Origin of the sequence: Enterococcus sp. DIV1368b (assembly GCF_050529595.1) — a bacterium.
GTDB classification, from domain to species: Bacteria; Bacillota; Bacilli; order Lactobacillales; family Enterococcaceae; genus Enterococcus_B; species Enterococcus_B mundtii.
The window spans coordinates 1,931,695-1,952,044 of the sequence record NZ_CP172883.1 but is presented as its reverse complement, the minus strand read 5'-3'; the positions used below and the strand labels follow the sequence as shown (position 1 = coordinate 1,952,044).

The 20,350-nt window shown below is 38.8% G+C and carries 21 protein-coding genes; 14 read left to right on the top strand and 7 right to left on the bottom strand.

The annotated features are described in order from the left end of the window. The first annotated feature begins 485 nt into the window (after nt 1–485). Entirely contained in the window at nt 486–1,214 is a 729-nt protein-coding gene (locus IGJ19_RS08975; RefSeq protein ID WP_071866830.1) for a response regulator transcription factor, read from the top strand. Here IGJ19_RS08975 and citG read toward each other — a convergent pair. From citG to IGJ19_RS08960, 3 genes are all read right to left on the bottom strand, one after another. Then, nucleotides 1,169–2,065 carry a triphosphoribosyl-dephospho-CoA synthase CitG gene (gene citG / locus IGJ19_RS08970; protein ID WP_430603738.1) on the bottom strand — a complete coding sequence of 299 codons (897 nt, stop codon included), beginning with the start codon at nt 2,063–2,065 and terminating at the stop codon, nt 1,169–1,171. The genes IGJ19_RS08975 and citG overlap by 46 nt on opposite strands. Then, nucleotides 2,058–2,753 carry a GntR family transcriptional regulator gene (locus IGJ19_RS08965; protein ID WP_430603735.1) on the bottom strand — a complete coding sequence of 232 codons (696 nt, stop codon included), beginning with the start codon at nt 2,751–2,753 and terminating at the stop codon, nt 2,058–2,060. Before IGJ19_RS08965 ends, citG begins: the two co-directional genes overlap by 8 nt. 199 nt (nt 2,754–2,952) lie before the next feature. Continuing rightward, nucleotides 2,953–4,299 (bottom strand): CitMHS family transporter, encoded by a 1,347-nt coding sequence (locus tag IGJ19_RS08960; RefSeq protein ID WP_071866828.1) that lies wholly within the window; start codon nt 4,297–4,299, stop codon nt 2,953–2,955. Between the two features lie 400 nt (nt 4,300–4,699). Here IGJ19_RS08960 and IGJ19_RS08955 point away from each other — a divergent pair, with 400 nt between their 5' ends. From IGJ19_RS08955 to IGJ19_RS08910, 10 genes are all read left to right on the top strand, one after another. Continuing rightward, entirely contained in the window at nt 4,700–5,020 is a 321-nt protein-coding gene (locus tag IGJ19_RS08955; protein ID WP_071866827.1) for a hypothetical protein, read from the top strand. A 19-nt stretch (nt 5,021–5,039) separates the two neighbouring features. Beyond that, the gene (locus IGJ19_RS08950) at nt 5,040–5,435 is read left to right on the top strand and encodes an acetyl-CoA carboxylase biotin carboxyl carrier protein subunit (protein WP_071866826.1); all 396 of its coding nucleotides are present in this window, start codon (nt 5,040–5,042) and stop codon (nt 5,433–5,435) included. Nucleotides 5,436–5,508: 73 nt separating this feature from the next. After that, the gene (locus IGJ19_RS08945; RefSeq protein WP_034691433.1) at nt 5,509–6,624 is read left to right on the top strand and encodes a sodium ion-translocating decarboxylase subunit beta; all 1,116 of its coding nucleotides are present in this window, start codon (nt 5,509–5,511) and stop codon (nt 6,622–6,624) included. A gap of 16 nt (nt 6,625–6,640) precedes the next feature. Beyond that, on the top strand, nt 6,641–6,766 hold the full coding sequence (locus IGJ19_RS08940) for an OadG-related small transporter subunit (protein ID WP_086334846.1): 126 nt from the start codon (nt 6,641–6,643) through the stop codon (nt 6,764–6,766). A gap of 16 nt (nt 6,767–6,782) precedes the next feature. Then, on the top strand, nt 6,783–7,793 hold the full coding sequence (gene citC / locus IGJ19_RS08935; RefSeq protein ID WP_086334845.1) for a [citrate (pro-3S)-lyase] ligase: 1,011 nt from the start codon (nt 6,783–6,785) through the stop codon (nt 7,791–7,793). Continuing rightward, on the top strand, nt 7,790–8,098 hold the full coding sequence (gene citD / locus IGJ19_RS08930; protein WP_071866824.1) for a citrate lyase acyl carrier protein: 309 nt from the start codon (nt 7,790–7,792) through the stop codon (nt 8,096–8,098). Before citC ends, citD begins: the two co-directional genes overlap by 4 nt. Further along, the gene (citE, locus tag IGJ19_RS08925; RefSeq protein WP_071866823.1) at nt 8,086–8,973 is read left to right on the top strand and encodes a citrate (pro-3S)-lyase subunit beta; all 888 of its coding nucleotides are present in this window, start codon (nt 8,086–8,088) and stop codon (nt 8,971–8,973) included. The genes citD and citE overlap by 13 nt, the downstream gene beginning before the upstream one ends. A gap of 2 nt (nt 8,974–8,975) precedes the next feature. Beyond that, complete coding sequence (gene citF, locus IGJ19_RS08920) at nt 8,976–10,508, top strand: citrate lyase subunit alpha (RefSeq protein WP_071866822.1); 1,533 nt, start codon at nt 8,976–8,978, stop codon at nt 10,506–10,508. Continuing rightward, complete coding sequence (gene citX, locus IGJ19_RS08915; protein WP_430603730.1) at nt 10,501–11,040, top strand: citrate lyase holo-[acyl-carrier protein] synthase; 540 nt, start codon at nt 10,501–10,503, stop codon at nt 11,038–11,040. Before citF ends, citX begins: the two co-directional genes overlap by 8 nt. Further along, nucleotides 11,041–12,435 (top strand): oxaloacetate decarboxylase subunit alpha, encoded by a 1,395-nt coding sequence (locus IGJ19_RS08910; protein ID WP_430603728.1) that lies wholly within the window; start codon nt 11,041–11,043, stop codon nt 12,433–12,435. Between the two features lie 293 nt (nt 12,436–12,728). On the opposite strand, the gene IGJ19_RS08905 is transcribed toward IGJ19_RS08910, so the two are convergent. Then, nucleotides 12,729–13,502 carry a Cof-type HAD-IIB family hydrolase gene (locus tag IGJ19_RS08905; protein ID WP_430603726.1) on the bottom strand — a complete coding sequence of 258 codons (774 nt, stop codon included), beginning with the start codon at nt 13,500–13,502 and terminating at the stop codon, nt 12,729–12,731. A gap of 142 nt (nt 13,503–13,644) precedes the next feature. Between IGJ19_RS08905 and IGJ19_RS08900 the strand changes: the two genes are divergently transcribed. The 3 genes from IGJ19_RS08900 to IGJ19_RS08890 are packed head-to-tail and all read left to right on the top strand — an operon-like array spanning nt 13,645 to nt 16,134. Then, entirely contained in the window at nt 13,645–13,995 is a 351-nt protein-coding gene (locus tag IGJ19_RS08900; protein WP_034687740.1) for an SdpI family protein, read from the top strand. Then, nucleotides 13,976–14,692: a response regulator transcription factor gene (locus tag IGJ19_RS08895; RefSeq protein ID WP_010735098.1), complete on the top strand. Its 717-nt coding sequence runs from the start codon at nt 13,976–13,978 to the stop codon at nt 14,690–14,692. Before IGJ19_RS08900 ends, IGJ19_RS08895 begins: the two co-directional genes overlap by 20 nt. Then, nucleotides 14,692–16,134: a sensor histidine kinase gene (locus IGJ19_RS08890; protein ID WP_019722958.1), complete on the top strand. Its 1,443-nt coding sequence runs from the start codon at nt 14,692–14,694 to the stop codon at nt 16,132–16,134. The genes IGJ19_RS08895 and IGJ19_RS08890 overlap by 1 nt, the downstream gene beginning before the upstream one ends. A gap of 78 nt (nt 16,135–16,212) precedes the next feature. Here the strand turns inward: IGJ19_RS08890 and IGJ19_RS08885 are convergent, their stop codons facing one another. From IGJ19_RS08885 to IGJ19_RS08875, 3 genes are all read right to left on the bottom strand, one after another. Continuing rightward, the gene (locus IGJ19_RS08885) at nt 16,213–16,725 is read right to left on the bottom strand and encodes a hypothetical protein (protein WP_074800839.1); all 513 of its coding nucleotides are present in this window, start codon (nt 16,723–16,725) and stop codon (nt 16,213–16,215) included. Beyond that, nucleotides 16,712–17,440, bottom strand: a complete 729-nt coding sequence (locus IGJ19_RS08880) for a hypothetical protein (RefSeq protein WP_019722957.1) — start codon at nt 17,438–17,440, stop codon at nt 16,712–16,714. Before IGJ19_RS08880 ends, IGJ19_RS08885 begins: the two co-directional genes overlap by 14 nt. A gap of 483 nt (nt 17,441–17,923) precedes the next feature. Beyond that, nucleotides 17,924–20,122, bottom strand: a complete 2,199-nt coding sequence (locus IGJ19_RS08875) for an LTA synthase family protein (RefSeq protein WP_373865792.1) — start codon at nt 20,120–20,122, stop codon at nt 17,924–17,926. Nucleotides 20,123–20,350 lie beyond the last annotated feature (228 nt).

Genomic DNA, 20,350 nt, shown 5'->3' with positions numbered 1-20,350 from the left:
CAGCAGTAACATTCAAATCTATATTAGAATTATTTTGTGTACATAATTAAAACATATTAAAAAAATGAGCAAAATATTCCATTGCATACTCTATCCATAATTATAAGTATCTTTTTTTTAAAAGGATTTTTCTTTCAAAGTTTTTTCTGAGGACAAATTGTACTTTTCTTAATAATAGATATTTATAGTTAGTCATACTATAAAGCTGTCAAATAAATTCTATAAAAATTTCCACTAGGTTTAACCATCATAAAAAATAGTAAAAACAAATTATTATATGAAGCGACGTCTATATGGAGAAAATAAAAAATGTTTTTTTATTGTATTTTCTTTTTTTGAGACGGGAAATCATCGTTTCTTTGCGTATAATAGAGCTGAAGGATAAATTGTGATATTATGATCAATTACTTTTTTAATTGAATAAGTAAAATGCAGGTCATAGTGTATTTTTTAACCTATGGATGCTCTAGGCAGGAGGAAAGAAAATGAGAAATGAGAAGATATTGGCGATCGATGAAGATCTAACATTTAGAAGAATGATTTGGAAGGCCTTACAACCAGCTGGTGTATTGATCTATCAAAGTGATTCCGTCGAAAAAACACTGGATATCATGTCTAGAGTGACTTTTGATCTATATCTCTTAGATATTCGTTTAGCCCATCAAACAGATGGCTACCATATTGTGCAACTCATCCGAGAGCAAGACAGTCTTTCTCCCATCGTTTTTTTTACCGAACAACAAAATGAGATTGAAATTATCACTGGCTTGGAGATGGGAGCAGATTATTACATCACTAAACCATTCAATCCGACACTGCTAAAGGCGCAAGTTCTCGCTATTTTGGACAGACATAAGGTGCTTAAAGAACAAACGACCCAGTGCAAAAAAAATAAAATCAGTATAGGTGATTTTTGCTTTGACAAAGCGCTTTATCGTTTATATAAAAAAGGCAGATCTATTGAGTTGTCTTCAAAAAAAATCAAGCTGATGCAATTCTTTATAGAAAATCCCGAACAGGTTTTTTCAAAGGAACAAATTTATCAAAGTGTTTGGAATGACAGTGAGCTGGATGCCAATACCATTATGGTTTTTATCAATCACTTACGAAACAAAATCGAAGATGATCCAAAAAATGTCCAGTACCTCAGAACGGTTAGAGGACTTGGCTATATTTTCTTACCCTCTGGTAAAGAAAGTAATCCTTCTAATTGAGCGAAAAAAATACCTAATGAAAGTAAATCTGCTGCACCACCAGGGCTTAGATTGCGTTTGGTCAATCGTTGATCATAGATTGTTAATTCATCAAGTAGCTGCCTCCATGGAAGATTTGCTTGATGGATTTTTTTTGTTTCTTGTTGTACTTTCTGCCACTCCTGAATACCGCCGCGGTGAAGTAGATTCCCGTCTTCGATTTCACTCATCAACAAAACCAAGGCACGGAGAAAGACTTCATCTGGCGCATGATAGTTTGCTGAACGTAAGTAAGGGAGAAGAATGGAAGTAAGGCTAGGATAACACTGAGCAGCTTCGCCACGAACACCTGAAATACCGTGCATCAAAAAAAGCTCTTCCCCATGTGTCCGCTGTGTTTTCCGTGTTAAGCCGTGAAAATCCTCTCTGATCAAATCATGGGTCAGTTCTCCTGTAAGATTTAAAATTTGCTCCGTCTGTGTGACGTTTAATGGAAGTCTTTGGATAAAACGTTGTTGCATGTGCCAACCGATCGCGCCTAAAATGACCGCAAACGAAAAATTCGCTCCTTTATGTGTATTGATATCATTCGTTGCGGCAAGCATTGCTTGTTCTGCCTGATACCCGATGCTTCTTAGCTTTTCAAATAATGATTTCGTGTTCCCTTTATGAGTAAAACCTGCTTCGATATATTTTTGGAAAAACGGTGTTAACGTTTCTATACTTATTTGAAATGTTTGAAAATCCATATCATTATGCGCGCCATTTGAAATAGGATCGACTAGTCCTGGTTTTGGACTCAATGCTACTTCATAACGCAATGCGTACGTTGCAGTTTCTGCGATCGTACCTATCAGTGTATGATCAGTCAATTTTTCTACGCTCCATTTCAGCTAAAATAAATTGTAATGAACGATCTAAATGCTCGTGGGTGATCAAGGTGATTTGTTCTGCGTTTTTTGTTTGCATCCCGCGATAGATCAGCCAATGTTCTTCAAGGGCTTTATCTCTACGTCTGGATGAACGAATGGCGATATCGCGAAAATAAACGAGGTAAGCTTGTAACTCTAAGACAATGGATTTTAAACGGAGCATTTGGCTTTTCTCGTAAATAAACATATTGAAGTCTGAAAAATTTTGCAAGACTTTTTCTGTTTGATCTGCTTGATTGTAGCTTTCACCGCGTAACAACAGTTCTTTTAGTTCAATGAAGTCGTCTTTTGTCATCTGATTCATTGCTTTGATCGTGGCAAGGGTATCTAAAGATTTACGGATATCATAGATTTCGTAAGCATCTTTTATGCGAATACCTTTGACGACGATACCAATCTTAGGCACGTGTTCAACTAATTTTTCATTGACTAATTGCTTCATTGCTAAACGTATGGGTGTACGGCTGATATTCAATTCTTCCGCTAAGACTTTCTCATTGATCCGTGTATTTGCAGGAACATCGCCAAGAATGATCGTTTTACGAAACGCTTCATAAATAAGTGCATTCAATGTTTTATTTTGAGTTAGATCCAAATTTTTTCTTAATGCTTCAACTACTTGCTTCATTTTTTCTCCCCATTTCTACTTAGACATTAAGTTCCTGTTCTAAGTTTATCATGCTTTCCAACCCTCAAGAGAACGAACCAAAAAATATATCAATAGTAATCAAAATGGCTCCTTCACTTTGGCAGAATGTGAAAATTAGTATTCCAATAATGAAGGAGCCGTTCGTTGAGTTAGTCACTCTTGCTGGCACGATTGGTTTTTATTGTGGGATATAAAATGGCATATGTCCAAAAAGAATAATTGTGACAACAAAAATGGTAAAAATACCTAAGGCATATTTTCCAGCTTCTCTTTGCCATTTTCCCATATCCAATCCTGTCAAACGTAACAAGAGATAGATAAAAGCCACTAACGGACTTAGCAAATGGAAGGCTTGACCCATCAAAGAGGCGAGAGCCATTTGCATATTTGTAAAGCCATAGGCATGACCGGCTTCTGCTAAAACGGGTAATACACCGAAATAAAAACCGTCATTTGAAATAAAGAAAGTACCTGGCGCTGAAATCAAGGCGATAACTAAGCCCCAGAATCCTGCTAGTTGTTTTGGAATAAGATAAGTAAAGCTATTCGCGAGTGCTTCAGCCATACCGGAACCTTGGAAAAGCCCCATGAAAACTCCCGCTGCAAAAACTAAAATCACGACTTGCACCGCATCGCCGCCATTTGCACCAATACGTGCGGATTGATCTTTTAGATTAGGGTAGTTGACCATTAAGGCAATACATGTTCCTACTAAAAATAATAAAAGAGGTGGTAAGGCAATCGAAGAGATAAACGAGCTAGCAACTAACCAAGCAATCAACACGATCGTTAGTACACCGTTGAATACAAAATTTTTAGGACAGCGTATTTTTGCCGTTTCAGGATCAGTGATTTTAGTGATTTCTTCAATTTCCTCATTTGATAATTGGGTAATACCTAAACGGTCACGTTCTTGTTTTCCCATCCGGCGTGCAACGAAAAAGATGACATAAAGCAAAGACAAGATCATTCCAGGAGCTAAGTAAGACAAGATATCCGCATCGACTTCCAATACTGCCATCGCTCGAGCGGTCGGTCCACCCCAAGGTAATAGGTTCATGATGGTATTTTGAAGAATGATCAATACCCCTAAGTTCATCATTTTCATGTTTAATTTTTTATAGATAGGAATAAAAGCAGAACAGCAAATCAACGTAGTCGTTGTCCCATCGCCATTCAGCGAAACGGTTGCGGCAACGATCGCAGTTGCCATTAAAACCTTCATTGGATCGCCTTTGGCAAAATAAATCATTTTTTTAGTGATTGGATCAAATAGACCAGCGTCTAACATGATTGAAAAATATAAAATGGCAAATAATAGCATGATTCCTGTATTTGAAGTTGTTTTGATGCCTTCTAATACAAAATCGCCAATATTTCCTTTCTTTGAAGCACCAGAAATCATTGCAACTAAGGTAAATAAAAGTGGAATAACCACAAGGGAAGTAAACGGAGACATTTTCTTTTTCATGATGACATACATGAAGATAATGATCATTGCATAAGATAAAACGGTTAATAACATACGCTTCTCCTTTTCTGATTGTATTGTTTGTAAGCGGTATCAAAATTAGGTGGGTAGAAAACCATTCTAAGGACAGAAAGAGTTGTGTTTTTCTAAAATTGACGCCTCCTTGACGACTTTAGGATAAGCAATATTTTAATGGGAAGATAGATGAAGGGAGAAAAAAGAACATAAAAAAAACAATTTGGTCTACCTAATCTTATCGAAGGCTTAATAGTACCTTAACAGAACATTAATTCATTGGAAAAAGCTTTTATATCAATGTTTGTATTGTTTTTTCTCCCTTGATTCAAGAAAAAGAAACAACAAAAAAACAATCTTCTATCAGTTTGGAAAACATAATTGGTTGAATCATCCTATAATAAAAATAAGGACAGAAAAGAAGAAAGGAGCAAGAAAGATGTGGCTGTTTACCAAACGAACAAATAAGCAACAACCAGCAGTGGAGCCCACCCCCTCAGTAGTAGAAGGGAACAAAGAGAAGAAGGATAAATTGAAATCGGTTCCTGCATATATTGATGCTGCGCCAGCTGATGTTCAGCTTGTCAGTGTGGTAGCTGCAAGTTTAGCAGCAGAATATGATCCGGAGAGTCGATTCATCATCAAAAAAATCAAACAGAGAAATCCGGAAGCAATTTTGGTTTCACTAATTGCTACAGGTGTAGCAGCGGGAACCAATCCAAATAGTCAGTTTATTATACGAAAAATAGCCAAAAAATAAATGCTTTGGAGGAGAAAAAATGTTACGGAAATTCAAAATATCAATTGATGGAAAAGAATATTTAGTGGAAATGGAAGAAATCGGTGGAAGTCCGCAAACGAATCCAGTCCCAACACCAGAACGATCTACACCAGTTGAAGTGGTCGCACCAGCAGATGTTTCAACAACTGTACCAGAAACGAAATCCTCAGTCGAAGCGGGAGCGGATGCGATGACTTCGCCGATGCCAGGCACGATTTCTCGTCTGTTAGTTACAGTTGGGGAGGCAGTGGAAATCAATCAGCCTTTGATGATTTTAGAAGCGATGAAAATGGAAAATGAAATCGTTGCTGGAAGAGCTGGTCAAGTGACTGGTATCCATATCAGTCAAGGAGAAATGGTGAATCCTGGTGATCCGCTCATCACGATCAGTTAAATGTTCGCTTTGAAAACAGAGTCGTTTTGGCGATTCTTAATATTCAATATTAAGTAAAAAGGAAGTGACATGTGTGGAAACACTTATTGAAGGAGTTATTGGCATGGGGCAAGAGCCGGGACGCATCGTGATGATGGTGATTGGCGGAGTCCTCATGTACCTTGGGATAAAAAAAGAATATGAACCAACGTTACTCGTACCGATGGGGTTAGGGACGATCTTAGTCAATTTCCCTAATTCAGGGGTGCTGAGTGCCGGGGGTGAGGCCGGCGCATTCCAAATTTTGTTTGATATGGGGATTACGACGGAGCTATTTCCGCTCTTATTATTCATTGGTATTGGTGCAATGATCGATTTCGGCCCCTTGTTACAAAATCCATTTTTATTACTCTTTGGAGCCGCCGCACAATTTGGGATTTTCTTTACGATCATCGTAGCGATCCTATTAGGTTTTGACTTGAATGATGCAGCTTCTATTGGCATCATCGGAGCAGCGGATGGACCAACTTCCATTTTTGTCGCGAACACGTTGAATTCGAAATATATGGGTGCCATCATGGTGGCTGCCTATTCGTATATGGCGCTCGTGCCAATCATTCAGCCAGTTGCGATCAAAGCTGTGACGACTAAAAAAGAGCGACGTATTCGAATGAATTATCGTGCAGGGGAAGTGTCGCAAACAGCAAAAATTCTTTTTCCGTTAGTTATTTCAGTCGTCGCTGGTTTGATTGCGCCTGTTTCTTTGCCACTTGTTGGCTTCTTGATGTTTGGGAACTTGTTACGAGAATGTGGCGTATTAGATCGTTTGTCGATCACTGCTCAGAATGAGTTAGTCAATCTCATCAGCATATTATTAGGGATCGCCATTTCGGTCAAAATGCAGTATGAAGAATTTTTACAGATCGATACGTTGATGGTTATCGGTCTAGGATTGGTTGCGTTCATTATGGACTCGATCGGTGGAGTATTATTTGCTAAATTATTAAATTTATTCCGAAAAGAGAAAATCAATCCAATGATCGGAGCAGCAGGAATCTCTGCTTTTCCAATGTCTAGTCGCGTCATTCAGAAAATGGCAACAGAAGAAGACCCACAGAACTTTATTTTGATGCACGCAGCTGGAGCCAATGTATCTGGTCAGATTGCTTCAGTGATTGCCGGTGGCTTATTGCTCGCCTTATTAGTATAAGAAAGGAGAATAAACGATGTCAGCAGATTTAATCAAATCTCTTGAACTACTAGTTTTAGGATGGGGTGGCGTGTTCGTTGTTATCTTGATCATTTATCTCGCATCAATGCTACTCAGTCGCTTGTTTCCAGTAAGAAAATAAAAAGAAGGTCTGGTACATGTATACAATCAAAAGATTATGGGTGGAAAAGGATGCTCAAGTCTATCGACAATGGATGGAGTTGATCGAAAAATCCGGTCTCACACTGAATGAAAAAGTTGACTATACCGTTGGGATCTATCAAGAAGAGCGGCTGATTGCAACCGGTTCTTATGAGCGAAATATTTTAAAATATTTAGCTGTTGCGAAAGATTTCCAATCAGAAAATTTATTGACGAAGATCATTCAGCAATTAATTGATCATTTATCTGAAGAAAACAAAAGGCATTTCTTTGTCTACACAAGTCCTAGTAATCACCCGATTTTTCATGCCATGGGATTTAAAGAGATCATTGCCACTGAAACCATATTGTTTATGGAACAAGGTACACCTGACTTTCAAGAATATCTTGCCTTGTTGAAGGCAAAAAAGAAAAAAGGCACAGGCTGTGGCATTGTGATGAATGCCAATCCTTTTACAAAAGGGCATCAGTACTTGGTAGAATGTGCAGCCAAACAAGCAGACCAAGTCTATCTTTTTATCCTTTCAGAAGATCGTTCAGAATTTTCCTTTTCCGATCGTTTAGAGATGGTCAAGCAAGGGGTCGCGCATGTAAAAAATGTCACGATTTTGCCGACAGAAGATTATCTGATTTCTTCCGCCACATTTCCTGCCTATTTTTTAAAGGAACATGCTACAGAAGAAGCGGCAAAAGCGCAAGGTACTTTGGATGCGCACCTTTTTAAAGAAAAAATTGCACCGATACTTGCAATTGAAAGTCGATTTGTCGGTGAAGAACCGTACTCTAAGGTAACTGAAATCTATAATGAAACGTTGAAAAAGGTATTTGGAGAATCGCTTTCTTTGATTGTCCTACCGCGAAAATGTATCAAAAACGAAGCAATCAGTGCAACAAAAGTCCGAAAAGCCTTACAAGAAGATGACGTGCAGACATTACAAGCGTATTTGCCTGCTTCGACTTATCACTATATCAAAAATCATAAACGTAATAGAGGTGACAGGAAGTGAAAATTTATCAAAGTGCAGTGGCTGGAACAATTGAATCCAGTGATATCATGATCACGATCGATCCAAAGATAGAAAAAGGGATTGAACTTTCCTTGACAAGCAATGTCGAAAAACAATTTGGTCACCAAATCAGAAAAGTCATTATGGACACCCTACAACAGTTGGGCATTGAAGCAGCCAAAGTAACAGCTGTCGATAAAGGTGCGCTTGATTGCACGATCCAGGCAAGGACAATTACAGCAGTCCATCGAGCTGGAAAGCAAGATCGCTATGATTGGAAGGAGATCAATTCATGGAACGTTTAAGGAGAACGATGATGTTTGTCCCTGGTGCAAATGCAGCGATGCTGAGAGATGCACCATTATACGGTGCAGATTCACTCATGTTTGATTTGGAAGATGCCGTATCTTTAAAAGAAAAAGATTCGGCACGTTTGCTTGTTCATTTGGCATTAAAAACATTTGACTACAGCAAAGTAGAAACGGTCGTTCGAATCAACGCATTGACGGCTGGGGGTGACCAAGACATAGAAGCAATGGTATTAGCAGGGATCGATGTCATTCGCTTGCCAAAAACAGAAACCGCACAAGACATCATCGAGGTCGATCAGGTCATCACTTTAGTGGAAGAAACCTATCAAATCCCAGTGGGAACCACAAAAATGATGGCAGCGATCGAATCTGCAGAAGGGGTATTGAATGCAAGAGAAATCGCTAAAGCTTCCAAACGGTTAGTTGGCATCGCGTTAGGTGCCGAAGATTATGTGACCAATATGAAAACCCAACGATATCCCGATGGACAAGAATTGTCTTTTGCTCGAAATATGATCCTTCATTCCGCCCGAGCTGCTGGTATTGCAGCAATCGATACTGTCTATTCAGATGTTGAAAATGTTAAGGGATTTCAAGCAGAAGTCCGTCTGATCAAACAACTAGGCTTTGATGGGAAATCAGTGATCAACCCACGTCAGATTCCATTAGTCCATGCTCTTTATGAACCAACAGAAAAAGAGATCCAAGCAGCGAAAGAAGTGATCTGGGGCATCCAAGAAGCAGAAGCAAAAGGTTCAGGCGTGATTTCTGTGAATGGCAAGATGGTGGATAAACCAATCGTCGAGCGAGCAGAAAGAGTGATTGCTCTTGCCAAAGCGGCGAAGTTGATCCGAGAGGAGGAGATCTAGAAATGGATGTAAATAAAGTTGGTAAAGAGATTCCACAATCAGCAACAGTTGCTCACCGTCTGTACGAAGGTGAGTTGGTCCATATTGAACCATTCAAAGAAGCCAGTAGAAATATCCATCCTGTCCGTCCAAATGAGAAAAAAATAGTGGGAAGTCTCAAAGAAGCCATTGAAAAAACTGGTCTGAAAGACGGAATGACGATTTCTTTTCATCATCATTTCCGTGAAGGAGACTTTGTACTTAATAAGGTCATGGAAGAGATTGCCTCGTTAGGAATCAAAGATATCACGATCGCACCAAGTTCAATCGCAAACGTCCATGAACCTTTGATTGATCACATAAAAAATGGTGTTGTGACAGGAATTACCACGAGTGGTTTGCGGGATAAAGTAGGCGCAGCGATTTCGCAAGGAATCATGGAAAAACCAGTAATCATTCGTTCCCATGGTGGACGAGCGCGAGCGATTGCATCCGGTGATCTGCATATTGATGTCGCTTTTTTAGGGGCGACAAGTTCGGATGAATATGGAAATGCCAATGGAACCACTGGAAAAGCCATTTGCGGATCACTAGGTTATGCCATGGTCGATGCAAAATATGCGGATCAAGTGGTCATCCTCACAGATACATTAGTTTCTTTTCCTAATATCCCAATCAGTATTGCACAGACGGATGTCGATTATGTTGTAGAAGTGGAAGCGATAGGTGATCCCGAAGGCATTGCAAAAGGTGCGACACGCTTTACTAAAAATCCTAAAGAACTTTTGATCGCAGAGTATGCAGCAAAAGTCATCACTCATTCGCCCTATTATCAACAAGGATTCTCATTTCAAACTGGTACAGGTGGTGCGGCACTGGCTGTTACTCGCTTTTTGCGGGAAGCAATGTTGAAAGACCAAATGACAGCTAGTTTTGTATTAGGTGGAATTACAAATGCGATGGTGGAATTACTGGAGGAAGGTTTAGTAGAAAAGATTATCGATGTCCAGGATTTCGATCATTTATCTGCGATTTCTTTAGGCGAAAACAACCAACATTATGAAATAGATGCAAGTATGTATGCTTCACCAGCAAGTAAAGGTGCTATGGTGAATCAGTTAGATACAGCCATTTTGTCTGCGTTAGAAATCGATACGGATTACAATGTCAATGTCATGACTGGTTCAGATGGAGTGATTCGTGGAGCTGTTGGCGGACATCCAGATACAAGTATGGGTTGTAAAATGAGCCTGGTGATCACGCCACTCGTTCGTGGACGGATACCCACTGTTGTTGATCATGTCAATACGGTTGTGACTCCCGGAACAAGCATTGATGTCTTAGTTACGGAAGTAGGTATCGCCATCAATCCTCAACGTCAAGATCTGATCGAGTATTTCAAGGGTGTAGATATTCCTCAATATACGATTGACGAACTTAAACAAAAAGCATATGCCATCGTTGGCGAGCCTTCAGCCATTCAGTATGGCGAAAAAATCGTTGCCTTAGTTGAATATCGCGATGGCACATTGATCGATGTGGTCAAAAATGTGTAGCAAATTATTCGATGGACCGACTGTGACGCATGAAGAAATCCTTATCGCAAGAGAGGCACGTGACAACAGACAGAGGAAATTATTGGAAGCAAATCCGCAACATGTATTGCTTTCAACAACTATGAATATACCAGGTCCTGTCAAAACGTCAGAAGAAATCGCACAAGTCTTTCACGTAGTGGTCGAAGCTATAGAAGAATGTGTTTCAGAGGTCACTCCATTGGTCCAGTTGTATCGTAAGAAAAAAACAGGTTACGAGTATTTTTTGCTTCTTCCTTTAAGAAAAGAACGACTAAAAAAGCGCATGATCGAACTCGAAGAAACTTGCCCCTATGGTCGATTAGTCGATCTTGATGTACTTTTTTGGGAAGAAGGAAAGATGCAGCAGTTGAGTCGAGAGATGCTGGGATATAACCAACGGACATGTTACGTGTGTAAAGAAGTAGCCAAAGTTTGTAGTCGCGAACAGAAACATTCCCTTCAAATAATACGCACATATATCCAGCAACTCGTTGAGAAAGGAAGGAAATAAATGGCAAAAAAAATCCAAATGATGGAAACCGTTTTGCGTGATGGGCAACAAAGCTTGATTGCTACAAGAATGACTACAGCAGACATGTTGCCAATCTTGAAAACGATGGATGAAACAGGCTACCATTCATTAGAGATGTGGGGTGGCGCTACCTTTGATGCGTGCTTACGTTTCTTAAATGAAGATCCATGGGAGCGTTTGCGTATGATTCGTTCACAAGTCAAACAAACAAAGCTACAAATGTTACTTCGAGGACAAAACCTCCTTGGTTATAAAAATTATGCAGATGACGTAGTCAAAGAATTTGTCGAGAAATCGATCAAGAACGGCATTGATAGTATTCGTGTGTTTGACGCATTGAATGATGTCCGAAATTTACAGACTGCTATTGTGACAGCTAAAGAAGCTGGTGGCCATTGCCAAACAGCTATTTCTTATACGACGAGTGAGATCCATACGATCGATTATTTTGTGAGGTTAGCAAAAGAAATGGCGGATACTGGAGCAGATTCGTTATGTATCAAAGATATGGCGGGCGTATTGACCCCGCAAACTGGTTACGAATTGATCAGTCGAATCAAAGATGCTGTTCCATTACCATTAGAAGTCCATACTCATGCAACAAGTGGGATCGCTGAAATGACCTATTTAAAAGCGGTTGAAGCAGGGGCGGACATCATCGATACGGCTATCTCTTCTTTTGCGGGTGGAACGAGTCAACCAGCAACTGAATCAATGGCTTTGGTGCTTGAAGAAATGGGCTATGATACAGGGCTAGATATGAAAAAAGTGACAGAAATAGCAGAATATTTCAATCCGATCAGAGATCGTTTTCGAGATGAAGAGATGTTGAATCCTAAAGTCAAGGACATTGAACCTAAGACATTGATTTATCAAGTGCCTGGCGGTATGTTATCTAATTTATTAAGTCAGTTGACGGAACAAGGATTACAAGATAGATATGAAGAAGTATTAGCAGAAGTGCCAAAAGTTCGAGCAGATCTTGGCTTTCCGCCACTCGTTACTCCGTTATCCCAAATGGTAGGAACGCAAGCGCTGATGAATGTACTCTCTGGTGAGCGATATAAGCTCGTCCCAACTGAAATCAAAGAATACGTCCGTGGACTGTATGGCCGTTCTCCAGCACCAATCGCTGAAGCCATCCAACAAAAAATCATAGGCGATGAACAAGTGATCCAAGAGCGACCCGCAGATTTACTAGCACCTCAATTGCCGCTACTCAAAAAAGAAATCAGTGAGTATGCAAAATCACCAGAAGATCTTTTAAGCTATGCGTTATTCCCACAGCAAGCCAAAGATTTCTTAGGACGTCGCGAAGACCGATTTTATGACGTACCACTGCAAACGGTTGAAGTGATGATAGACATGAACTGATGTCAAAACAAGGATTCGGTTTTTAGCCGCGGTTGAGAGATAGTAAAATAAAGATGGATATTTGTCATTTTAGAGAAGTTGACTAGATAAAATTCCCTACTCATGGACTTAGGGGCGATGTCTGAATCCTCAGTCTTGGGCGAGATTAACAATAAAAAAGGAACTGCGTGAACAGTCCCTTTGGAAAGCGCCGCTAAAAACGGCGCCAAAAATTTCATTCGGTATAGTAGAAATAGTCGTCCTCTGTTAAAGTGACGGCTATTTCGTTTTGTCATGTTTAAGCAGTTTCACAATCAAATCAATTCAAAATGTTTCAATGCGTGAACGATCCCGCCTTCGGTATTTTTCTTCGTAATGAAGGTTGCAAGTTCTTTTAACTCATCATAAGCATTGCCCATCGCGATTTTGTGATCACAAGCTTCAAGTAAGGCAAAATCGTTCGGCCCGTCACCAAAACCATAAGTTGGGACATTCTCTAATTTTAATGTTTCTTTTAAGCGGTTGACCCCTGCACCTTTTGAAATACCTTTTCTGACCGTATCGATCGAATAGGGACTATTGCGGTAAAAAGTCATGTCTGGGAAACGTTCATGATAATATTCATCACCTGATTCGGAAAGAATCAGCAACATATTGATCGGATGATCCTGAAAAGCGGAAGGATCGATTGGTGGCACATCTGAATGGATAAAGCCATAAGCTTTTCTCATGGTCTCTGTGTGATGAGTACTCCAAATATTGTCTCTATTATAAAAACAAAGGGCATGACCTTGCTCTTCGATATGGTCACGCATTTTTTGACATTCTTCTTTAGAAAAGCGTACAGAATAAATTTCTTCTCCCTCTACGCTAATACAAGAACCGTTCATTGTTACAGCGGAAGTAATACCTGCATCATGCATGATTTGTTTGATTTCCATTTCTGTCCGTCCAGTGGCGATAACAGGTAGGATATCATTGTCTTTTAATGCTTGGATTGCTGCGGCGATCTCGGGAGTTATTTTAGAATGTCCATCTAATAAAGTTCCATCGAGATCGAAAAATGTGATTGCTTGATAGTTTGTCACAAATAAAACTCCTTTTTCATTTGAATATCTTTATCTTATCAAAGAATGAACAAAAGACAAACGTTTCGTGAAGAATTACTGAACTTATTGGTTCAGCAACCATTTTAGAGTATACTATAGACAGAGATTGGAGAGTGAAATCATGATTTTTTTAACAGTTGGTCTTTTTTTGACCTTGATAGGGCTCTTATTTTTAATTTTGCCTTCTAAAGGTAATTTACCTTTCTATGGTTATCATTCAGAACGTGCTACAAGATCCGACGAACATTGGCGGATTGCCCAACGAACAAGCGGAAAATATTTCTTGATTTTTGGATTATTGATGACCTTGATCGGCTACGGATTAAAAATCACAGGACATACCAATTTTTTTATTATTGAAATGTTACTCTTAGTGTTTCCGATCATGCCGATTTTTATATTAACAGAAAAAAAATTACAAACTTACGATTTGATAAATGGAGGAGACGAGCATGAACATTTTAATGATTGAAGATAATCAATCCGTATCTGAAATGATGCAGATGTTTTTTTTGAATGAAGGATGGGAAGCAACCTTCAAATATGACGGTAAAGAAGGATTAGATGCGTTTTTAGAGAATCCGCAACATTGGGATATGGTCACGTTGGATCTTAATCTTCCGACAATGGATGGCATGATGGTTGGGCGAGAAATCCGAAAAGTTTCTAGTACGGTACCAATCATCATGTTGACCGCCCGAGATTCTGAAAGTGATCAAGTGATCGGTTTGGAAATGGGAGCTGATGACTATGTCACTAAACCTTTTAGTCCCTTGACGTTGATTGCACGTATGAAGGCATTACACCGTCGTAGCGAATTGGTAGAAACAAAAGAAGAAAATCCATTATCTGATCAAAATTTTGACATCCAAACCGATCACTTCAAGATGAATACGAAAACGCGTGAAGCCTACTTGAATAACCAACCGATCGATGGATTGACACCAAAAGAATTTGATCTTTTATTTACATTAGCAAAAAAACCAAGACAAGTATTTTCAAGAGAACAGTTATTGGAACTAGTTTGGGATTATCAATATTTTGGTGATGAACGAACCGTCGACGCCCATATCAAAAAACTGCGTCAAAAAATCGAGAAAGTAGGACCACAAGTGATCCAGACCGTTTGGGGAGTAGGCTATAAATTTGATGATTCAGGTGTTGCCTGATGCGCTATTTATACCAACAATTACTGGCTTTTTGTGGGATGATCGCCATGATTATCTTGATCGTCGGTATTTCTTTTACGCAATTGACCAAGCAGACGATCGAAGAAAATAATTACCAACAACTTTTTGGTTATGCCGAGTCGGTGGAGAAAACGACCCAAACCTTTGCGGATACGTTTCCTCAATTCAATCAGGATCAAGCATTCCAAAATGCGTTGGAACTGACTGAACAAGTATTAACCGAACAAAATGTCAATTTTATCTTTATTGATAAATATGAGCGAGTGATCTATCCAACGGCTGGGGTTTACTTGAATTTTACGATTACAGCCGATCAATGGGAAAGTTTGAGAAGCGGTCGCCAAGTCAAGTTTACTTCAAATAAAAATATCTCAGGAGAGAATCAAGCCACTTCCTATGCATTGGTTCCTTTCAACTTGAATCATGAGTTTTATGGGGGATTAGTTGTCAGCCAACCAGCCAGAAACATCGACAATAGCGTGCGATCAGTCACCTTGAATCTCTTCAAAGGCTTCATCTTCTCAAGTATCATTGCGATCATCGCAAGCTATGCCTTTGCGGCTTTCCAAGTCAAACGGATCAATCGTTTGAGAAATGCTACAAAAGAAGTCACGAATGGCAACTTCGATGTGCAATTACCTGTAAATGACAAAGATGAGTTTGACGAATTAGCAGACGATTTCAATAAGATGACCAACTCACTGAAAGAATCACGAGCAGAAATCGAGGAACAAGAGAATCGGCGCAGACAATTCATGGCAGATGCTTCCCATGAAATGCGGACCCCTTTAACAACCATCAATGGCTTGTTAGAAGGCTTAGAATATAATGCCATCCCAGAAAACCAACGAGAAAATGCCATCAAACTGATGAAAAATGAAACCGAACGTTTGATTCGTCTAGTCAATGAGAATTTAGATTATGAAAAAATCAGAACGAATCAAATCAGCATGGTCATCAAAAAATTTGATGGGACAGAAACGTTAAAAAATATTGTCGCCCAATTGGAAGCAAAAGCAGAAGCTGCGGGTAATCAATTGATTTTAGAAGCACCTGAACAATTAGACGTATACGCTGATTATGATCGGTTTGTACAGATCATGGTCAACATTATTCAAAATGCGATCCAATTCACTGAAAATGGAACGATCACAGTCACATTAGAAAAAGGGTATCTTGAAACGATCATCAAAGTGACCGATACCGGTATTGGTATGTCAGAACAACAAATGAAAAGTATATGGGATCGCTATTACAAAGTTGATCCATCTAGAAAAAATACAAAATATGGCGAATCCGGCTTAGGGTTACCAATCGTTCAACAATTAGTGCGATTACACAAAGGAAAACTCGACGTAACAAGCGAATTAGGAAAAGGAACAACATTTACTGTAAAATTACCAGATGTTGAAATCGAATGATAACTAAATCAAAAACCGTTAAAACAAGACGTTTCTCTTGTTTTAACGGTTTTTTTGATGGAGAGCAACAAGCACAAGTCAACTCGCTTCTTTACAATCAGTGACATATGGACTTTCGGCAATCGAAAGATCGTGAGTCAACAATAAGATCGAAAAAGAATGATCGTTGACTAAATCGCAAAGATTTGTCAAAAGATCTTGAATTTCGATAATGGACAAATCATCAATAGGGTCTTCAATGATCAGTTTATTTTTATCTGCAAGGATCGCATGCATCAGTTGTAATTTGATTCTTTCAAACGTACTCAATTCACTTACTGATTTTTTGAGCAACGAGGAATCAATCATTAGCTTAGCTTGCGCTTGTTCCTGTTTGGCTTTTTTTTGTTTTTCGGGGATGTCCAAAAATACTTGTTCTTTTAAATTAAGGTAAGGAAAGAACGGCCAATTTTTTTGAACGATCATCAGATCTGTTCGTTCTGAAGCAAGGAGTTGTGCTTTGATCTCTGTGAAAATCACCTGTTGTTCGGCTTTCGAACCGATCAGAACGGTAAAACCGCTAAATGATATCAGTGAATCATGTTGGTTCATCAATGATCAGCTTCTTTCTTTTTAAAAGTCGATTTGAAATCATGAAAAGACAGGTACTAAGTAATGTGCTAATACTAACTAAACAAATGATCGTCTGTCCGATCCCTTTTAAGGTATCTACTAAAAAGTTATCGCTAAAAAAGTCGATCATAAAAAAACTATTTTGGTCAATCGAGATCGATAAACCATTTCCAGATGAAAAGACACTTGGTAAATTCGGTAGTTCGAAGAAATCTAATAGAGCCAAATTGATTTTTTGGAGTAAAGCTTGATAGCCATTTTGGAAAGCAAAAACGATCAAAAGAACGCCAAGACAACTCAGGACTAATGGAATCAAGGATTGCCAAAAAACAAAGAAGAACATTTTTGGTTTGGAAAGACCCGCTAATCGCCAATTGATGATTTCCATGCGATGACGATAGAGTGAGAGTAAAAAGAAAAAAAAGAAACACAAGGCAAACAGTGCCAGTATGCAACTGATCACAACCAGATAGGCTTGTTGAAGCGTTTCTGATGAAGGTAAGTTCTCTTTGACATCAGAAGCGTCAAATATCAACACCCGATCTTGGATTTGTTTGTGTAAAGTGGTTTGTAGATTATATAAGTTAAAGCTGATCAATAATAGAAAAGCAGAAAAGCTTGAAAACAAAGTATATAGAAATGTTTGTTTTTTGTAATAAAGTAATCGTGCGGTAGAATAACGGATCATATTCATACTTTTCACCTCAAGAATAGTATAAAAAATGAATATGAATAAAGTATGAAAATCATTTAGTGAAAAACCGAAATAAAGGAAGGCTGATCAAGTAGGACAAGCGAAGGGAACATGAAGGCGTAAAAAAACTTCTTTAGTGCTGCTATTCCTTTGGTCGTACTATGAGATCCAGTGCTAAAACTCATATCCATGTCAAGATCAATGAACGAGCAATGAGTCGCAAGAATGAAATGATTTATCTGGAATTTTAATCGTTTCAGACTTAGAGTATGTATGAGAAGACAGAGGTGTATCGAATATGGTTAGTAGCATCTCTTTGCTCCTTCAATATTGCTGGTAAGATGCTGGTAAGAAAAAAATCACTGAGTAGGAATAAGCAAATCTATTTATATCTAGTTTTTAAATCAAAAAAACACTCGAAGAAAGGATTTCCTCGAGTGCTGTTTGTTGAGTGATGACATTAGCTACTTGTTGTCACGTTGTTCATTCGTTGTTTTCCACTGAATCTTCACTATCCGTAGGTTCCTCGGTAGGAATACCATGGATATCTTGGAAGGTTTTTGTTTCGTAAAGATTTTGTGTCGTTTGATTGTTGTTCTCACTGAAGACGCTTGTTGATTTGTCACCAAGTGAACGCTCGGCATCATTTAGATGTTGCAAGCCATTTTTGTAATCAAACTTAGAAGTATCAAGTGGTTCTAAACCACTTTCTGTATAGAAACGAAGTAGATCGCCATTATTGATCTGGTCTGAAACAGCGAGTTGCTTGCTGACTGCTTCACGTAAGGCAGTAACTTCTGCTTGTTGTTCTTCAGTCATATCGGATAGGACTTCACCTGTTTGGGTATCGTAGACAGCTCCACCATAATAGGTGTACTTAGGTGAAACAAAGTCACCATCACGGAAAGCAACTAACTGGTTATTATCAGGTGAGAAGAGATCTTGTCCTAATTGGATATAATTTTTTGAATCAACACCTAACAAATGAAGCAATGTTGGTAAAGCATCGACTTGGCCACCATACGTATGATTGATTCCGCCTTTTGTTTGTCCAGGGATATGGATCATATATGGCACGCGTTGCATCGCTGCATTGTCAAAATTTGTCCAGGTCGAACTTGTTTTACCAACTAATTCAGCTAAAGATCTGTTTCTTGTATTAGAGATCCCATAGTGGTCACCGTATAAGACGATGACTGAGTTTTCATACAAGCCACTTGCTTTTAAATAGTTGAAGAATTCTTCTACTGCTGTGTCTAAATAGTTAGCTGTCGCAAAATAACCATTGATTGTTTCATCGTTCGTATTTGCTACCGGGAATCCAGCTTCCTCATTCGTGAATTTTGAATAAGGGAAGTGATTCGATACAGCAATGAATTTTGAATAGAAAGGTTGTTGCATCCGTTCTAAATATTGGACGGATTGTTCAAAGAAAGGTTTGTCATGTAAACCGTATTGGAATGAGTTATCGTCATTCACGTCATAGTATGAAGCATCAAAGAAGTAATCATACCCAAAACTCTTATAAGTTTCGTTACGGTTCCAGAATGTACCAGCATTACCATGGAATGCTGCACTGGTGTACCCTTTTGTTTGTTTTAAAATATTTGGTGCCGCTTGGAAAGTATTTTTACCACCAAGTTGAGTAAATAGGGACCCTTGGTTCAACCCGAATAATGAATTTTCCATCAATGTTTCTGCATCACTTGTTTTACCAGCTTTTACTTGATGGAAGAAGTTGTCAAAACTAAATGTTTCATTACTGTGGAACAAACTATTCAAGAAAGGCGTTACTTCATGTTCTACGCCATTTTCGTCTTTCAGTTTATAATCGATCACAAATTGTTGTAGGCTTTCTAAATGGATGTAGATGACATTCTTACCTTCAGCTAATCCGTAGAGATCTTGGTTTGGTTGAGCATAATGTTCTTTGACGTAAGTCGCTACTTCTTTCATATCATTTGGACTTGCTTCAGCTCGTACTTGGTTTGTTTGGTAGGTTTGGATACCGTCGTACACCATGAACGCGTTCAGTCCAAGATATTTAACTAAATAATCACGAGAGAAGGTACGTGTCAATAACTCTGGACGATCTGCTTCAGCTAAAAAGAGATTTCCTGAAAAGATCATCACTGCTAAAGTAGTAAAAGCAAACGCCATTCGAGCGCGTACAGGACGTGTGTCCATTTTGATTTTTTTCGTTGCTAAAAGTCCGACGATCAAAATGATATCGATCCAATAAAGGACATCATAAGGACGGAATAAACGTAAGGCACTTTCGCCTAAACCACTTGCGACTTTTCCGGCGCCTAGGATCGCGTTGATCGTAATAAAATCAGTGAACTCACGATAATAGATGATGTTAGAAAATAAGAGCAAGGTCAACAAGAAATAGATGACTAGCATCGTGATATACGCTGCTTTCGTTCGTCTAACATATAGGGCAATCCCTAAAAGAAGGATAGTCGTTGCGATTGGGTTGATGAACAAGATAAAATATTGGATGCCACTTTCAATCCCTAAATGGAAATCAAATAGATAAGTAGCAATCGTTTTGACCCATAACAAAACTGCTAGTAAAGAAAAAAATCCGAGCCTTTTATTTAAAAAAGCGGGTGTTTTTATTTTCAAATTAATCTTCCTTTCTGCACTCTTACATAAAAAAAGAGTGACATGAAACATACTCACGACTCACATACTCCTAACCATTTTACTAGTAGACCAAAATAGTGTCAATTGAAAGTACAAATCAAGCTTGATAGATTAAGATTTTCTTTAAGATCGCTAAGTTTTGTACAAAAATCTACACATGAAGAGGGAGACAGAAGTGCTCAGCACTGAAAAATCATGATGAAAAATCGGAAATCCTTCTTCAAATTGTCGTTTTTTCAAAATGTTTTCTGAAGGAGC